13 protein-coding genes are annotated in these 17,899 nt (G+C 59.8%); 5 read left to right on the forward strand and 8 right to left on the reverse strand.

The annotated features are described in order from the left end of the window. Positions 1-248: 248 nt before the first annotated feature. From VJR68_RS15330 to VJR68_RS15360, 7 genes are all read right to left on the reverse strand, one after another. Complete coding sequence (locus VJR68_RS15330) at positions 249-587, reverse strand: nucleotidyltransferase domain-containing protein (protein WP_324149074.1); 339 nt, start codon at positions 585-587, stop codon at positions 249-251. A 177-nt stretch (positions 588-764) separates the two neighbouring features. After that, positions 765-1,319, reverse strand: coding sequence for a hypothetical protein (locus VJR68_RS15335; RefSeq protein ID WP_324149076.1), 555 nt, complete (start codon positions 1,317-1,319; stop codon positions 765-767). Further along, the gene (locus VJR68_RS15340) at positions 1,316-1,759 is read right to left on the reverse strand and encodes a DUF2778 domain-containing protein (RefSeq protein ID WP_324149078.1); all 444 of its coding nucleotides are present in this window, start codon (positions 1,757-1,759) and stop codon (positions 1,316-1,318) included. The genes VJR68_RS15335 and VJR68_RS15340 overlap by 4 nt, the downstream gene beginning before the upstream one ends. Before the next feature lie 293 nt (positions 1,760-2,052). Beyond that, a complete protein-coding gene (gene nagA, locus VJR68_RS15345; RefSeq protein WP_324149080.1) occupies positions 2,053-3,216 on the reverse strand; it encodes an N-acetylglucosamine-6-phosphate deacetylase in 1,164 nt (387 codons plus the stop codon). Further along, positions 3,216-4,250, reverse strand: coding sequence for an SIS domain-containing protein (locus VJR68_RS15350; protein ID WP_324149082.1), 1,035 nt, complete (start codon positions 4,248-4,250; stop codon positions 3,216-3,218). The genes nagA and VJR68_RS15350 overlap by 1 nt, the downstream gene beginning before the upstream one ends. 88 nt (positions 4,251-4,338) lie before the next feature. Next, the gene (locus VJR68_RS15355; RefSeq protein WP_324149084.1) at positions 4,339-5,370 is read right to left on the reverse strand and encodes a LacI family DNA-binding transcriptional regulator; all 1,032 of its coding nucleotides are present in this window, start codon (positions 5,368-5,370) and stop codon (positions 4,339-4,341) included. Positions 5,371-5,464: 94 nt separating this feature from the next. Continuing rightward, positions 5,465-6,751 (reverse strand): sugar MFS transporter, encoded by a 1,287-nt coding sequence (locus VJR68_RS15360; protein ID WP_324149086.1) that lies wholly within the window; start codon positions 6,749-6,751, stop codon positions 5,465-5,467. A 479-nt stretch (positions 6,752-7,230) separates the two neighbouring features. On the opposite strand from VJR68_RS15360, the gene VJR68_RS15365 reads away from it, so the two are divergent. From VJR68_RS15365 to VJR68_RS15380, 4 genes are all read left to right on the forward strand, one after another. Further along, positions 7,231-8,217, forward strand: coding sequence for a glucokinase (locus VJR68_RS15365; RefSeq protein WP_324149115.1), 987 nt, complete (start codon positions 7,231-7,233; stop codon positions 8,215-8,217). Positions 8,218-8,347: 130 nt separating this feature from the next. Next, positions 8,348-11,158 carry a TonB-dependent receptor gene (locus VJR68_RS15370; protein ID WP_324149088.1) on the forward strand — a complete coding sequence of 937 codons (2,811 nt, stop codon included), beginning with the start codon at positions 8,348-8,350 and terminating at the stop codon, positions 11,156-11,158. 88 nt (positions 11,159-11,246) lie between these two features. Next, positions 11,247-13,082 (forward strand): glycoside hydrolase family 9 protein, encoded by a 1,836-nt coding sequence (locus tag VJR68_RS15375; RefSeq protein ID WP_324149090.1) that lies wholly within the window; start codon positions 11,247-11,249, stop codon positions 13,080-13,082. 152 nt (positions 13,083-13,234) lie between these two features. Continuing rightward, positions 13,235-15,526 (forward strand): beta-N-acetylhexosaminidase, encoded by a 2,292-nt coding sequence (locus tag VJR68_RS15380; protein WP_324149093.1) that lies wholly within the window; start codon positions 13,235-13,237, stop codon positions 15,524-15,526. Between the two features lie 185 nt (positions 15,527-15,711). On the opposite strand, the gene VJR68_RS15385 is transcribed toward VJR68_RS15380, so the two are convergent. Next, the gene (locus VJR68_RS15385) at positions 15,712-16,644 is read right to left on the reverse strand and encodes a DUF5995 family protein (RefSeq protein WP_324149095.1); all 933 of its coding nucleotides are present in this window, start codon (positions 16,642-16,644) and stop codon (positions 15,712-15,714) included. Between the two features lie 230 nt (positions 16,645-16,874). On the opposite strand from VJR68_RS15385, the gene VJR68_RS15390 reads away from it, so the two are divergent. Further along, positions 16,875-17,486, forward strand: coding sequence for a hypothetical protein (locus tag VJR68_RS15390; protein ID WP_324149097.1), 612 nt, complete (start codon positions 16,875-16,877; stop codon positions 17,484-17,486). Positions 17,487-17,899: the final 413 nt, after the last annotated feature.

A 17,899-nucleotide genomic window follows, 5' to 3' on the forward strand; every position in this document is an offset into this window, starting at 1 on the left:
TGTAATCAGCGATCAAATGAATCTCCTCCGCGCGTTTCGGCGACCTGCCATTTCCTTGGAAACCAGGGTCGTCTTGATGAGGCGCTCGCTGAATACCGACATCGACCCGCTATGGGTTTTGCCAATATTCGGCGCTACGGGTGTACGTGAAGCTAGCAATGCGGCTCTGGTGACATCGAACATTCCATAGTACGCACGATTACAAGCGCCCTCGGTCCTTGCCAGGAGGGCTGCTGGTGTAAGTCTGCTCACAGACGAATACCCTCCCTGGCGATTTTTCGAAGTAGCTCGGGATTGGAGAAGTTCTCCGGGTGCTCCCATTCGTCCAGCCAAATGGGTAATGGCGAAATATTGATGCCAGTCTCCAACAGGACATCGAATGCCGTATCGGACATCGCGAGCTTGGTGGTAACGAAGCACTGGTGGTCTCCTTGCAGCAGCACGGCCACGTCCGCGTCGCTATCGGGAAGATGGGTTCCGCGAGCCCGGCTGCCATAAAGGATGGCACCGGCCACGGCGTAGCGTGGCGCAATCAACGCTAGAAAACGCTGGACGGCTTGCTCGGTGTCATGGTCGATGCCGTGCATGGAGACATCCTTATACCCGGATGGCGAAGGGGCGCCGCTATCCTAGCCTTTGGAGATGCCCTCATCTATATCCACGATAGCCGGAGGCTATTCGTCCATGGGGACGCTCCAATCTGATTCAAACGGCCGACATTGGTGACAGCTTATGCGGCATATCTGTATGCCGGAGCCTGCATCTCAGCCTGCGGGTTTTCGCACGCGACGGGCCAATCTGCACGCAATCAAGGCGACCGCAGCCACGATGGCGATGGACGACAAGATCAAAGCTAATTGAACGTCATGGTACGGATTTGTCGCCCCGTATACGCGCAATAAGGCGGCCCAGAGAGAGTTTGTCGCTCCAAGAAGCAAGCCGCCGTGCGCATTCCACCAAATGGTATTGATGATCAACAGGGTCGCGGTGACAAATGTGGCCAGAGATACAAATGAGAGCAGATGAGGGGATGTTTTGCTTCGCTTTTGCCACCATCCGGCAGTGCATAGCCCTGCCGTGAACATCACAAAAAAAATGACGGTGGAAGAAGCAATGATGACGAAATCGTTCTGCTCGGCGAAGCTCTTTGCGCCATACGCGTCAAGCAATGCTCTCCAAATAGCGCGCCAGCGTGCATTTTCAATATTGGGCAGCCATTCGCTATTAAGCGTCCACCATACGCCATTAACGGCTAAGGCAGCTGCGGTTACACCAAGCAAGAACAACGTATAGCGCAGTGTGAAGGAGGTTGGTTTCATTTTACCGTCAACACTCCGTATGCCTTTAGGGACGAGCCAGAGACAGCTTGCTTGGGAATGTTTCCGAGAACAGCCCTGATGCGGACCCAGTCGTGCAGGTGCTCAATGGTAACGCAGCCTTCGCTAATGCCTGCGGGATCTTTTGGGTGCAGCCTGAAGTTTCCTCGCTCAAGCCCATCGCACAACGTCATGTCGTCATCGACATGGTTGTCAATCGCATAAAGGGCATACCATTCGCTCTTTCTGTTGCGAATGAAAATCTCCTCGAGCCGATCCCTGATCGGGCCGATTAAGCCGCCTGATTGACGATCGAAAATGTAATAGCGCCCGGCAGGTATGGCGCCGAAGCCGGGTGTGCACATAAGTGAGTGAATGTTTTTGTATCCGTCTTTCCCGGGGAATGCAGGGAAGGAGAGGGCGCCAATCTTGAGCACGCTCATGGGACGGTTGTTTAACTCAAAGCTGCATTCCAACATTGCTAGCAATACTCCGGATCGAGTTGCCTGCTCCTTCTTTGCATCCTACTGATCGTTGACTGTGTTCTGTATCGGTCGTATTCCCATCATGATGCAGGCCAAGATTGCATACATCTGTTCGTCGGTCGGCGATTGTTGCCGATATCTCGTGTGCATGGGGCACGGCCACGGTTGGGTTGGCGTTGAGCAACCCAACAATATCGATATGAGATGCACTAGGTGCGCCGGAGCGCCCAACTTACACGCAGCAAATAGTTTTAGGCAGCAACCGAGTACGCCACACCACCAACCCATGTCTCGCGCACCGTCAGCGCATCATCCATCACCACAAAATCCGCCTGATATCCGGCCGCGATCCGCCCATGCGTGCGCTCCAGGCCGATCCATGCCGCCGGATAGCTGCTCGCCATCCGCGACGCTTCCGCCAGCGGCAGGCCAAGCATCTGCACGGTGTTGCGCACGGCGCCGGCCATATCCAGACCGGAACCGGCAAGCACGCCGGCTTCGTTCTGGCAGATGCCGTCGCGCATGATGATGGTCTGGCCGTTGAGCACGTATTCGGGACGATCGCTGCCGACCGGCGGCATGGCGTCGGTGACCAGCACGCATTTACCGCGCTGCTTGGCGGCGATGGCGACGCGCAAGGTGGCTGGATGCACGTGATGGCCATCCACGATCAAGCCGCACCAGCTGTGCGGGTCATCCAGCGCAGCGCCGACGACGCCCGGATCGCGACTGGCGAGCGGCGTCATGGCGTTGTAGAGATGCGTGAAGCCGCATACGCCGGCATCGAGTGCGGCACGCGCGGTGGCGTAGTCGGCGGCGGTATGGCCAGCGACCACGACGACACCGGCGCCAGCCAGGCGTGCAATGACGGGCATCGGCACCTGGTCTGGCGCCAGCGTCAGCATCACTGGGCCTTTGTGCGGAGCGATCAATGCTTCAACGTCGTCATCGTCAGGCAGGCGGAACAGGTCGGCGTTGTGAATGCCCTTGCGCGCGTTGGCTAGGAAGGGGCCTTCCACATGAATACCGAGAATGCCGGGCACGTGTTGCTCGATCGCCTCGTCGACCGCCTGCAACGCGGCGCGCATCTTTCCAGCGGTATCGGTGATCAGCGTCGGCAGCATGCCGGTAGTGCCGAACTTGCGATGCGCTGCGGCAATCCCGCGCAAGGTGTCCACGCTGGGATCATCGTTGAACAGCAAGCCGCCGCCGCCGTTCACCTGCACGTCGATAAAGCCGGGCAGCAGCAGGTGGCCGTGCAGATCATGCTGCTGCGCATCGGCAAGGCGCGGATCATCATGCGCAACGATCGCGACGATGCGCTTCCCGCGCACCAGCACGGCCAGGCCTTCGCGTGGGCCATGGTCGCCAAGTACACGGCCGTTGACGAGGGCGATCAGCGGACTCGGAGGCATTACACAGTCTCCGTCACTTTGCGCAGATGCGGCGGAACGTCCGGATCGTACCCGCGCGCGAGCGACAAGGCGCTGGCGGCGCGATAGAAGCTTTGCACCGCAAGCAGCGGTGTCACGATCGGATCGATGCCATTGGGCAGCGGCAGCGCATCCGGATCTTGCGCGCCCGGCGCCGCCACCCACACGCGCGCACCGCGCGCACGGAATTCATTGGCAACAGCGAGCGTGTTTTCCAGCGTGCCGTCATCCTGCGCCAGGAACAGCACCGGAAAGCCTTCGCCGACCAGCGCCATCGGGCCGTGCTTCACTTCGGCGGCGCTGAAGGCTTCGGCATGCAGTCCGCAGGTTTCCTTGAGCTTGAGCGCTGCTTCCAACGCTGCGCCGAAGCCGTAGCCGCGACCGACGACGAACAAGTTGTGCACGCCGACCAGCCCTTGCTCCAGCGCACTCCAATCGCCGTCCCAGCCGCGCCGCAGATCGTCGGGCAGGCGTGCGATGGCAGCATGCAGCTTGTCGTCGTTGGACCAATGTGCGGTCAACTGCAGCACGGCAGCGAGCGTGGCGAGATAGCTCTTGGTGGCTGCCACGCTGCGCTCAGGACCCGCGCGCAGCGGAATCACCGTATCGGCCAGCGCTGCCAGCGGCGAATCTTCGACGTTTACCAGGGCAATCACGTAGGCGCCGGCCTGCTTCGCGGCTTCGGCGCTACGCAACAGATCGGGACTCTTGCCGGATTGCGAGATCGCCACGAACAGCGCGCCATCCAGCTTGAGGTTCGCATCGTAGATCGACGCGATGGACGGCGATGCCGACGCAGTGACCAGGCCAAGCCGCGTTTCGAATACGTATTTCGCATAGGCCGCAGCATGATCGGAACTGCCGCGCGCGCAGGTCACGATAAAGCGCGGCGGATTTGCACGCAGGCGTTCGCCGAGCGTGTTCAGGATCGATGCGTTCTGTGCAAGCTGCCGTTCGACGGCGGCGGCGCTTTCCTGCGCCTCGTTGTACATCAGGGTGTCACGAGCGGATTTCATGGAGGCTCCGGTAAAAAATAAAACGCAGCTTGCACTGCTTCCTCTTCCCGCTGGGAAGAGGATTGAGGTGATAGGTAAGCGGGAGTGATCAAGTCTGCCGCGGCGGCGCGGTCGACCCGCGTACCACCAGCTCCGGCATGAAGCCTTCGTTGGCCAGTTCGTTGCTGTTTTCGTGTTGCAAGCCGCCGATCAGGCGCAGCGCTGCATGCCGCCCGATTTCGCTGGTCGATTGCCGCGCCGTGGTCAGCGCCGGCCATGCCTGTTTGGAGAACGGACTGTCCTCGAACCCGGCGATGGATAGATCCCACGGCACGTCCAGGCCGGCCGAACGCGCGGCAGCGAGCACGCCCGCAGCTATCTCGTCGTTGCAGCCGAAGATCGCGGTGGGCGGCTCCTTCAACGCCAGCAATTTGCGCGCGCCGCGAAAGCCGTCGTCGAAGGCATAGCGGCCAGGCAAGATCATCTTGCGATTGAGCGCGATGCCGTAATCCTTCAGCGCATCCGCATAGCCTTGGTAACGCTCCGGGCTGGAACGGTGATGCGGCTCGCCCCACAAAAATCCGATGCGCGTGTGGCCGAGCTGGATCAAATGCTCGGTGATCGCATACGCCGCGTCGTGATCGTCCACGTACACGCAGGGCATGCCGTCCTTGGGATCTTCGCGCGAGGCAATGATGCGCACGAAGTCCACGTCGTTCGCCTGCAGCGTGGCGAGCAGGGCGGATTGCTCCGACATTGGCGGCGCCAGGATCAACCCGGCCAGGCGCGCGCGTTGTACCAGCGATACCAGTTCTTCCGCCAAGCCCGGTGCCGTCGAATCGCAGGGATAAATCTGCAAGCCGAAGCCCCGTTCGCGGCAGGCCGACAGCACGCCGTTCTGCATGTCGATCACGTAGTGCGCGTTCGGGTTGTCGTAGACCAGGCCGATCGCATACGAGTGCGAGCTGCTGCGCAAGCTGCGTGCCGAAGGATCCGGGTGATAGCCGAGCTGCTCGATCGCTCGCTCCACCTTTTCGCGGGTCTCGGGTCGTACTGCCGCCTCGTGGTTGATGACGCGCGAAACCGTCTTCAACGAAACGCCGGCGTGTTTGGCGACGTCCTTGATGGTGGGGCTGTGCAACGAGAGATCCTCCCGGGTATTGGGTGGGCATCGTAGCCCAGGGCCCCGGCTTGATGGTGGTGGAAAGGTATGCGCCCGGCTTCACGAAGCTGCCTTAGCCAGCGTGCGTGCCCACGTTATGCCCGCGCATCCCGTAGTAAAGGATGTACAGATAGCACGGCACGATGACAATCACGAACGCGAGCTGGAAGTCGATGTACTGCTTCAGGTGCACGAATGCCTGCGGCAGCAGCGCGCCACCCACGATGCCCATGACCAGCACCGCCGAGCCCAGCTCGGTGTGGCTGCCCAACCCCTTGATCGCCAGCGGGAAGATCGCCGGCCACATCATGGCGTTGGCAAAGCCCAGCGCGGCCACAAAAGCCACCGATACATAGCCGTGCGTAAAGAACGCGCCGATGGCGAACAGCACGCCAAGCACCGCCGATACGGCCAGGTAGCTCTGCTGCGAAATGACGCGCGGAATCAGCGCCGAACCGATGAGATAGCCGGCCAGCATGGACAGCATGGTGTAGGTGGTGAAGTGCGTGGTCATATTCAATGGCAGGCCGAAACCCTGGCCATAGGTATTGATGGCATCACCCGCCATTACCTCCACGCCGACGTAAAGAAACAGGCAAAGCACGCCGAGCCACAAATGCGGGAAGCTGAAAATACCGCCCTTGTTATGCCCAATCGAACGTTCGCTGTTGGCGCCGGAAGGTTTGATCTCCGGCAGCGAGGAAAGCAGGATCCAGATTGCCAGCACCACCAGCAACCCGGCCAGGCTCATGTACGGCCAGAACACGCGCGCGGCGAAATCATTAAGCAGACTTTCGCGCGCCGATCCTTCGGCCATGCCGGTTACTTGGCCAAGGAAGGTATCGATGCCCTTCATCACCAGCGCACCAAACGCCAATGGCGCCAATGCGCCGGCGACCTTGTTGCAGATACCCATCAATGCAATGCGCTGCGCAGCGCTGTCGATGGGGCCAAGAATGCTGATGTAAGGATTGGACGCCGTCTGCAGCAACGACAGCCCTGCGCCGATCACGAACAAGCCAGTAAGTGCGCCCGAATAGATGCGAATGCGCACGAACTCGCCGAACAGCGCGGCGCCGATCGCCATGATGAAAAGACCCAGCACCATGCCTTTTTTCATGCCGGTGCGCTTGAGCACGGCACCTGCCGGCAACGCGAGCACGAAGTACGACACGTAGAACGCAAACGGCACCAGAAACGCGTTGATGTCGTCCAGCGTAAAAGCCACTTTGACGAACGAGATCAGCGGCCCGTTGAGCCAGGTGAAAAATCCCATGATGAAGAACAGCACGCCGATGATCATCATCGGCAGCAAGGTCGACGTGCGTGGTGCGTCGGCGGTGTAAGTGGTGGACGACATGTAGCGCTTTCCCCATGGATGAACCCGATGCCGGCAACCGACATCACCGTGATGCAAGACGATCCGGTCCTTTATTGTCCTCAAGGCACAACGTTGTCAATCGAAGCCGTTTTACAGCACCGACAACGTGCGTCATTTGGCGCTGGCAAGCGCTTTGATGTGATGCATCGCAGCAGCTTGGCGAATAGGCCATATGGCCTACATGATCGATCCAAAAATGACGACATGTCAAAGGGTTAAAAACTTGCACCTGTAACCATGCGCGACGGCATATCGCACCGCGGCACAAGTCCCTAGAGCGCTTGTGTTTCCCCCTGTTGACAGCGTTGTCATTCCTGACCAGACTCCGTCACCGAAACGTGCCGAAAGGGTTGCCCGCAGGTTCTGTAGGCAAGGCGCGAACAAAAACGTGAGGAGGGGGCGTGGCTCAGGCTGTCGTACATGGCAAGGCGCAATCGGTGCCGTCACCGGAACCGGCCATGGAATCGGTATTCCTGGCAGCTGATGTCGGCGGCACGCATGCGCGCATCGGCCTGGTCAGCCCGCGTCCGGATGGCCGGCGCCCCGTCACGGTATTGGAGTACCGCCGCTACGCCTGCGCCGAATGGCCGAGCCTTACCGCGGTGCTGAAAGATTTCGTCGCGCAGCTCAGCGCGGGCACGCATGTCGATCATTGCGCCGTGGCCAGTGCCGGCTACGTGCTGGGCGATGCGATCGTCAACGACAACCTGCCGTGGCCGGTATCCATTCGCGACATCCGCGAGAGCCTGGGCATTTCCCGCCTTGCCGTCATCAACGACTTCGAAGCGGTCGCCTACGCCACGCAGTTCATGACTCAGGCCGACACCGTGCCGGTGATCGAAAGCAGCGCGCCGCAGGTGGCCGGTCCCGTGCTGGTGATGGGGCCGGGTACGGGCCTGGGTTCGGCGGTGCTGTTGCCGGGCAAGCCGCACGCCACCGTGCTGGCGACGGAAGCGGGGCAGATCTCGCTCGCGCCCGGCAACGAATTGGAAATCGACATATTGCGCTGGCTGGCGCGCGATCGTGCGTACGTCTCTTACGAGCACGCGCTGTCCGGCCCCGGCTTGCTCAATCTCTACAACGCGATCTGCGCCTTGCGTGGTGCAACGCCGAGCCTGCAACTGCCGGCCGAGGTCACGCGCAACGCGGTGGAACGCACGGATGCTGCAGCCGTCGAAGCCTTGAATGTGTTCTGCGGATTGCTCGGCAGCTTCGTCGGCGATCTGGTGATGCTCTATGGCGCGCGCGGCGGCGTGTATCTCGCCGGCGGCATCCTGCCGCAGATCCGCGATTTGCTGCTGTCGAGCACCTTCGCCGAACGCTATTTCAACAAGGGCGTAATGCGCCCTTTTCTGCAGCAAGTACCGGTTCGATTGATGGAGCACGGCCAGCTCGGCGTGATCGGCGCCGCTGGTTTGTATCTGGATGGTCAACACGCGCATTGAGTTGCGTGTGAGAGATGTAAAGGGTTGAAGGAAGTGTTCTGAAACGAACGGGCGCAAGCCCATACGCCACGCAGTACGGATATGCCGCGAACGTTTCCGTGCTGAAAAAAGCCTCTGAGGGGAGGAAGCCATGTCACATCGCAAGACTCTGCTTACCGCGAGCATTATCGCGGGCCTATGTTGCCTGTCCGGTACGTTGAATGCGCAGGATGCGAGCCAGACGACCACCGCCAACAATGGCGTCGGCGCGCTGACCAAGAGCCAGGACACGACGAACAGCGCCACCAGCAAAACCAACGCCAAGGAATTGGCCACCATCACGGTTACCGGCATCCGCGCCAGCCTTCAGGCGTCGATGGACACCAAGCGCAATGCCGACGCCATTGTGGATGCGATCACGGCCGAGGACATCGGCAAATTCCCCGCCACCAACGTTGCCGAAGCGCTGGCCCAGGTTCCGGGCGTCACGCTCGATCGCAGCATTCCGGGCACCCAGCGCGTCAGCATCGATGGTCTGGACCCCAGCCTCAACGTCAGTCTGCTGGACGGCCATCCGGTGGCGCAGGCGATCTGGTTGTTTGGCGACAACCCCAACCGCGGCTTCAACTACTCGCTGCTGCCGCCGGAAATTCTCGGCCAGTTGGAGATCATCAAGAGCCCTGAAGCGCGCATCGTCGAAGGCAGCCTCGGTGGCACGGTGCTCATGCACACCGTGAAGCCGCTTGACGTGGCCTCCAACACGCTAAACGGTTCGTTCGGCGTCAACTACAACGACATGGTCGGCAGCCAGCGTCCCAATGGATCGGTGTTCTACTCCTGGCACAACAGCGACAAAACGTTCGGTATCGACGTATCCGCCCAGCACTATGAGGAATACACCTCGCGCGAGGGCATGGAAAACTATGGCTACAGCACGGTGGCGTCGGTCAACGCGGCAGCCGTCGCTGCAGGTAACAACGCCATCCAGAACGAAATCAACGCCGGCAGCATCAAGCCGGGCGACCTGATTCCGAACGAGTTGAGCGCGGCCAATTTCCAGCAGACGGAAAAGCGCAGCAGCATCCTGACCAATATTCAGTACCGTCCGAACCAGAATTTCGAGAGCACGCTGAGCCTGATGTACATGCGTGACGACCTCGACAACGTCAACCAATCGACGTATCCGTGGGCCACCAACAGGCCGGCCGGCATTACGTCGCTGACCGAAGGCCCGAACGGCATCATCACGGGTGGCAGCTCGGTGGGTACGCCCTGCTTCAACACCACCAGTTGCACCAGTAATGCATCCACGTTCTCCGATAACTATGCACGCGGATCGGCGGTCACCACCAAAGGGGCGGACTGGAAGGGCACGTACTTCGGTGATGGCTGGCGCCTGAGCGCAAATGCGGGTGTGAGCAGCTCGCGTAACCCGATGACGTCCTTCATCAAGGAAATCTATTACGGCGGCAGCTTCAACTGGAACATCAACAACGGTGTTCAATACACCGATCCAAGCACCGCCAACAACCCCAACTACTGGGCAGACAATGGCTGGGGCGGTAACGAAGAAACCATCCTGTACAAGGCTCGCGATACTTACGGCCAGCTCGATTTCAGCAAGGATTTCGACGGCTTCGTCAACGAGGTACTGGTCGGCGTGCGTTATGCCAGCCACTGGGAAAGCCAGGTGGAAAATGCCTATACCGGTCCGCAGCAGTTGACCTTGAATCAGATCGGCTATGGCGGCCTGACCAATTTGTCTGGCATGTCGGATCTCGGACTCTCCGACAGTTTCGTCAGACACGTGCAGACGAGCGGCTTCAATGCGATCAAGAACGCGGTGCTCAGCACACCAGGTTTCGGCGTCTCCAAGGACGCCAACGTCTACTTCGACAACACCTGGGCGGTACAGCAGGAGAACGAGGCCGCCTATGCACAGGCGAACTTTGGCACCGACACCGTGCATGGCAACGTCGGCCTGCGCTTCGTCGATACGAAGTTCACCGCATCCGGCTACAACGTTCCTGGCTATTGCGCCGCCGCGGATACGTTCAACTGCAACTTCGGCCCAGGTTTCGGCTGGGTGACGTCCAAGACGTCCTTCACCAATATACTGCCGGCCCTGAACGTCGCCTGGAACATCACGCCGAGCCTCATTCTGCGTGGTGCAGCGTCGGAAACCGTGGCGTACGCTCCGTACAACCAGATGGCTCCGTACTTCGAAGCCAACGACACGGTGTTGACCGCGACCGCCGGCAATCCGAATCTGAAGCCTTATCGCTCGGCCAACTTCGACGCATCGATCGAGTGGTACTTCAACGATGAATCGATGTTCGCAGCCTCAGTGTTCTACAAGGATGTCCTCAACTACATCGTCAATGCCGCCACATACCAGAGCCGGATCAATGGTTCCTGGACCATTCCGGGCTATATGCAAGCAAACGGCAATGCGCAAGTTGCCGCCGGTCTCTGCACGAGCGCCGGTGTTTGCCAATACAGCGTAACGGCACCCGTCAATGGCGGCCGCGCCAAGGTCAAGGGCGCCACGTTGAGCTATCAACAGGCGTTCGGCGATAGCGGCTTTGGCATGCGCGCCAACTACACCTATTCCGATGCAAGCACTGCGAGTGGTGGTTGGCTGCCGTACAACTCGAAGAACTCCTACAACATCGGGCCGTATTTCGAGAAGGGGCCGTATAGCGCAAGCGTGTCGTACAACTATCGCGACGCCTATCTGGCTGGTGGCTACGTTGCAGGTGCTCCGGCTACCTATGTCGACGGTTTCAAGGAGCTGGATGCTTCCGCGGGCTATCAGTTCAACAAGAACTTTTCGGTCACGCTGAACCTGCTGAACCTGCTCAACTCCAAGTACTACGCGTACCTGGGCAGCAAGACGCAGTTGTCCGAGGAGTATGTGACGGGTCGCCAGTTCATGCTCGAAGCGCATTTCAAGCTCTGATCTAGTCTTCTTCTTCCCCGCCAAGGACCTGGTGATGGTTTGCCAGGTCCATTTTTTTAGGGCGGTGCTTGACCCAAGGAGTTGCCTGATGAAGTCCGTTGCGCGGTTGTTCCTGACTTGTCTTGCATCATGCGTGCTGAAGGTAGGGGCGGCTACGCCGACGATTCTGGTCGATCAGGTCGGCTATGATCGGGCAGCCGAAAAACAGGCAATCATTTCGGCGGACGCCGGGCAGTCGCTCCATGATTTCCAAGTCATCGACACCGGCACCGGCAAGCCGGTATACGGTGGCTCGCTGCAGGACACGGGAGCCATTCACAACTGGGGCAAGCAGCATTATTGGCGCGCCGATTTTTCTTCGTTGAAAACGCCGGGCCGTTATGTGCTTCAACTGAAGGACCACGATGCCTGCATCCACTCCTATGAATTCCTGATCCAGGACAACGTGCTGGAACGCAATACGCTCTCCAACGTCATCTATTACTTCAAGGGTCAGCGTGCCAGTGGCCTGATGGACAAGGCGGATCGCCAGCTGCCGCGGCCGGATGGCAAACCCGGCACGCTGGATATTCATGGTGGCTGGTACGACGCCACCGGCGACTATGGCATCCATCTGTCGCACCAGAATCTGACGTCGTATTTCAATACCCAGCAATTGCCGCTGGTGGCCTGGAGTTTATTGCGCAGCTATCAGCAGCTTGAGGCGCGGCATGATCCGAATTTCAGCCAATATCTGCGTCGCTTGCTGGACGAGGGTTTGTTCGGTGCCGATTTTCTGGTGCGCGACAAGCGGCCGGATGGTTCCTTCTACGAATCGATCGACGCGCCGGGCAAAGACAAGCTTCCACGGGACCGCCGTATTGGCGATCCCAACTGGCGTACGCAGATCAAGCGCAGTGCCGGCGATATCGGTGCGCAAATCGAGCAACCGCCGCATGGTCCTCATGCTTACGAGTCCAGCTTCCGTGCCGGCGGTGGCCTGGCGATTGCGGCGCTGGCGCTGGCCAGCACGGTGCCTGCCGACGGTGATTTCACTCATCTGGATTATCTGCGCGCAGCACAAGACGCGTATCGTTTCCTCGACGCGCACAACAAGGCATTGCTCAACGACGGCGTCGAGAACATCGTCGACGACTACTGCGCACTGCTGGCGGCAACTGAGCTTTACCGCGCGACCCGCGATGAAACCTGGCGCCATGCCGCTGACCGTCGCGCACAGAGCTTGATGGCGCGCCTGGTCACGCATGATGGTCAAGCCGACTACTGGCGTGCCGACGCGGGCACGCGTCCGTTTTTCCATCCGACCGATGCCGGCCTGCCGGTGGTGGCCTTGCTGGAATACGACCTGATTGCCACGCCCGCGCAGCAATCGGCCGTGCGTGACGCGGTGCGTCGCTCGCTCGGCTACGAATTGCATGTGACCGATGAGGTCAACAACCCGTTCGGCTATGCCCGCCAGTTCTTGCGCATGGGTAATGGCACGTTGCGCACCGCGTTCTTCTTCCCGCACGATTCGGAAGCTGCACCGTGGTGGCAAGGCGAAAATGCGCGCATCGCGTCGTTGGCCGCCGCAGCGCGCATGGCGGAACCGTTGTTCCCGGATGACCTGGCGTTCCAGGCGAAGCTGGAAAACTACGCCTGGCATCAGCTGCACTGGATACTCGGCCGCAACCCGTACAACACCAGCATGCTGATGGGTAGCGGCCAGCGCAATGCGCAGTACATGTTCTTCCGTTCCTACGAATACACCAGCGCGCCGGGCGCGATCATCAACGGCATCACGGCGGGCTTGGATGACGAGGACGGCATCGCCTTCAACCTCGGCTATGCCCAGACCGGCCGCGATGACGATTGGCGCTGGACAGAGCAATGGCTGCCGCACGATGCGTGGTATTTGTATGCGGTGAGCTTGCCGCATGATTGAGCAGGGGCGTGCATGGATTCGGCACCCTGGTCCGATATGCTCAAACTCTCCGGACGTCATTCCCGCGAAAGCGGGAATAACGTCCGGTAGGAGTCGGCATGCACGACGTAATGCAACTCTTGCGACGACAGATAGATTGATAGGAAAACGCCATGCGATTCGCCGCTCTACTGCTTTGCTTGACCTTGTGTGGCTTCGCCCATGCTGCCCCTGTGACGCTGATCCCACTGCCGGCACAGCTGCAGCAGGCTAACGGTACCTTCAAGGTCGACGGCAGTACCGCTATCGTCGTACCCGCGAATGATCAGGCGGCCGATGCGTCCGCCCAGTACCTCGCTGATCTGGTTGCACGCGTTCGCGGTATCCATCTGCAGGTAAAGGAGGGTTCGGCCGATCACGCCATCGTGTTCCAGCGCAGTTCCAACGCGTCACATGCCGAGGGCTATACGCTGGATGTCACCCCGCAGGGTATCCGTATCCAAGCGCATGATGACGCTGGCCTGTTCTATGGTGCCGTCAGCCTCTATCAACTCCTCACGCCGGATGCGCAGCAGGGCGATGTGCAAGTTCCCGCCCTGCATGTCAGCGACTGGCCGCGTTTCGCCTGGCGCGGTGTGATGCTCGATTCCGCGCGCCATTTCCAATCGGTGGATGACGTCAAGGCGTTGCTCGACCAGATGGCCCAGCACAAGCTCAATGTGCTGCATTGGCATCTCACTGACGACCAGGGGTGGCGCATCGAGATCAAACGCTATCCGGAACTCACGCGCATCGGTGCATGGCGCACGCCGCCGGATGCCGGGCACGACGGCGAACCGCAGCGTTACGGCGGCTTCTACACGCAGGACCAGATCCGCGATGTGGTGGCCTATGCAGCGCTGCGCCACATCACCATCATTCCGGAAATCGACATGCCGGGGCACGCGCAAGCGGCGGTGGCGTCGTATCCGGACATCGGCGTCACTGGCAAACGTCCGTCGGTGTCGGTTGACTGGGGTGTGAATCCCTACCTCTACAATGTGAACGATGCGACGTTCCAGTTCATCGACAACGTGCTCGACGAAGTGCTGGCACTGTTCCCTTCGCACTACATCCACGTCGGTGGCGACGAGGCGATCAAGGATCAATGGAAAGCCTCGCCCGCGATCCAGGAAAAAATCCATGCGTTGCATCTGAAAGACGAAGACGCGTTGCAAGGGTGGTTCATCGGCCGCATCGGCAGTTACTTGTCGGCGCATGGACGACGGTTGATCGGCTGGGATGAAATTCTCGACGGCGGCGTGCCGGCCGATGCCACCGTGATGTCCTGGCGCGGTACGGATGGTGCGATCAAGGCGGCCAAGCTGGGTCATGACGTGGTGATGTCGCCCGCGCCGGATCTTTATCTGGACAGCCTGCAAAGCAACCTCCCCGATGAAGCGGCTGGCCGCGATCCCGTGCGCAGCCTGCAAGACGTCTATCGCTTTCAGGCCATTCCTGCCGTGTTGAATGCCGCGCAGGCCGCGCATGTGCTGGGCGTACAAGCGAACATATGGACCGAGCACATGCCGAGCATGCGCCATGTCGAGCATGCCGCCTTCCCGCGCCTGGATGCCTTGAGCGAAGTAGCGTGGTCGCCGGCCTCCTCCCGTGATTGGAAGGGCTTTCTTGCGCGGCTGCCGGCACAGTTTCAGCGTTACGCCGTGCAGCATGTGGAAGTGGCCGATAGCGCGTTCGCACCGGTCGTCCAATTCGACGTCAACGCCGCGCTGAAAAACGGCAGAGCACAGGTGACGCTGTCCGACCAGGCTGGCTATGGCGCCATTCGCTACACGACCGATGGCAGCCCCCCGAGCAGCCACGCTGCGCTGTATAGCAAACCATTCACCGTGGCATGGCCGGCCACGGTCAAGGCGGCGGTGTATGCGGACGATGGCGAGACCCTGGCTGCTGCGCGCACGCGCGTGATCGATCGCGACCATCTGCTATCGCGAGCGGGCACCGAACTTACCAATTGCGCGGGAAGCGATTTCCGTTTGCATGTGCAGCCCATGCCGGACGCCACCAGCATGGCGCCGGTCTATGCCATCAACGTTTTTGATACGTGCCAGCAATATCCGGCTGCGCCACTGGACGGCATCGCATCGATCCACGTCGAAGCGGCACGGCTGGAACGCAATTACGCACTCGCCCATGACATCAAGCTGGTGGTGTCGCGGCCGCACAGCACGCCGTACGGTGAATTCGTCGCGCATCTGGATCGTTGCGATGGGCCAGTGATCGCGACGGCGCCGCTGCCCGATCCGGCGGCCAGTGCGCGGCAGTTTTCGCTGGATGCGGCGTTGCCAGCGCAACATGGCGAGCACACCTTGTGTTTGGTGTTTACTGCGCCGACGGATGGGCCGCTGTATGCGTTTGCGCGTGTGTCGCTGGTGGGTTCGGGTGCCGGTAAGGGCAGCCCTTAAATAGGATCTTTCAGTCGCCTCAGATCTGACGCCCGTCATTCCGGCGAAGGCCGGAATCCAGTTTGAATAAGCGTCCGAAGGACACGGCACTTTTTATGTTGAGTGCTTCGCACTGCGTATTTGAACTGGATTCCGGCCTACGCCGGAATGACGAGCAAAAAGCATCAAGCTCCTCGCCATTACGCCTAAGGATCGTAGCGATGCGCCATACAGTAGGCATCGCGGTTGACCGCTTGCTGCGGCATGATAGCCGTCGCCGCCAGGATGATGTCTGCCTGCGTCACCGTATAGGCATCGATGGCCGCTTCCGTCGCCTGATAGGCAAGCGGATCGTTGGTTTCCTCGGCCAGCTTCAGCTGCTCGGCAAATCGCCATGCCTGCTCACGCCAGGCAGCAATCAGTTGGAAGTCCAATAGATTGAACGGTGGCTGCAGGATCAAGGCTGGCTGGTTCATGCCGGGATCGAAGCGGCGGGCGCCTTCGTCCAGCGTGGGCAGCTCGGCGGCGTACAACCATACATTGTGTTTGTCATAGTCGCCTTTGGCGGAATCGCCATTCGGATATACCAGCCCAATTTGATCGAGCACGTACGGTCCATCGTGATTGAGGTGCGCATTGATGGAAAGCAATGCGTCACCCAGCGCACTGACGGTTTTATCGTCATTGGCAGCGAATGCGATCTGCCACGCCGGCGATACCTGCGACACATTGTGGTTGTTCCAGGCCTGGTATTGCGTTGTGTAATAACTGTATAGCAATGCATCCCCCTGATTGGTGTAAACAGTATTTTCGAAATAGCCGGGCGTAAGCGCCGCAGTGCGATAGGCTTGCACCATGCGGTCCAGGAAGAACGTAAATACCAGCTTGTGATCGCAGTCCGTCAGCAACGATGCAAGCTGCGCCTGCAGGTTGCTGTCGACATGGTCGACACATGAAATATCGCCGTTGATGCAGACGCTGGTGTTGTCAGGCGTATAGCCGAGTGGTGCCGGTAGCAACAGGGCTGTCCATGGTGCGGGATTGAACGTATCGGCTTTACTCGGCGGGATGAAACACAGAGCCATGCACATGGTGAACAGTGTGATGAGTGTGCTGGCCGGTCTTGATGCGAGGGACATGAGCTTCCTCCTCTTCAAGTTCCAAGAAGTGGATCGATGACGCACTTGCCGGCGTGAAACAGGGACGCTGCTGCTTAAGCGAAAGCACGCTCGGCTTGCGCGATGCTTACATATCACTGCATGTCAGGCATGAATGACCCTGGCCCCGTAACGGCTCCGCCATGGTGCGCCGCTTGTCGCGGTGAACACGATTTTCGTATTTGATCGCCGCGTTGTGGTGTCGCGCGTACATGCTGTCGGGGGCGACGAACCTGGCCAATGCCTCGCCGGCGTGCGCGCACTACGGCTATGCCAGCTGCCAGGTGTGGGAGCAGTTCATCTATTCGTCCAACTATGTCGGCAAGGGGGCGCAGGTGTTCATGCAGAACTGGATGTTCATTCCGGCACATGCCAAGTGTCCGAGCGGGTGGAGTCAATATCGCACCAGCTCCTACAACGGCTGTTACAAAAACAGCAGTGCGGTGAACAGCGTTACCGTGCCGGCGACGCAGTTGGCGAACATGAAGCTGGCTGGTGCGGTTGCGGAAAACGGCAACGACACCGTCACGTTCACCAACGGCGCCAATGCCTATGCCGTGAGCGAAGCCGACAGCACGCTCGACATCGCCTACGTGTGGAAACAGTCGGAGTTCAATATCGTCGGCAATGGCGGCGGTTCCGCGGCGACTTTCAACACCGGCTCATCGGTGACGGTGAACGTACAGGTCAATGATGGCAGCACGAATGCCCCAAGTTGCCTGGCCAACGCAGGCTCGACCGGCGAAACCAATAATCTGAACCTGGGTTCGTGCAGCGCCACGGGTGGCGCCTCGCCATATATCCAGTTCACCGAGTCGAATTGATTGTCTAGAGCAATGGCGTTGAGGGGGCTTCGCCTCCTCAGCGCTGTTTTTGCACACGGCAGCCTCTTCGCTCGCGAAGCTTGCGTACGACGCACCTGGTTCTGCCGGGTGCGTTTTTTTTCGCCGCTGGATAAGGGACAGGCTTTGCTGCGCTGGCTCGGAAGCCATCGTGCTTACGTTTGCCGTCTGTCTTCATGTGCTTGGCTGGTCCTGTAGGGACAGGAAAGGTCGGTCATGCAACATGCGTGACACATCACTTACATATGGAATGCCACGTCCTTCCATATTTCTGTAAAGCCCCTTTCATCTATGTGATGAACACTTGACGCCGCGCCGTCCAGGGGCGGCGTTCTCTTCTGTCTCGAATCCATAAACACATGATGCGGCAGCCTGCTGCAGGGCTAGCTGCGCAA

This window comes from Dyella sp. (assembly GCF_035277725.1).
Taxonomy (GTDB): domain Bacteria; phylum Pseudomonadota; class Gammaproteobacteria; order Xanthomonadales; family Rhodanobacteraceae; genus Dyella_B.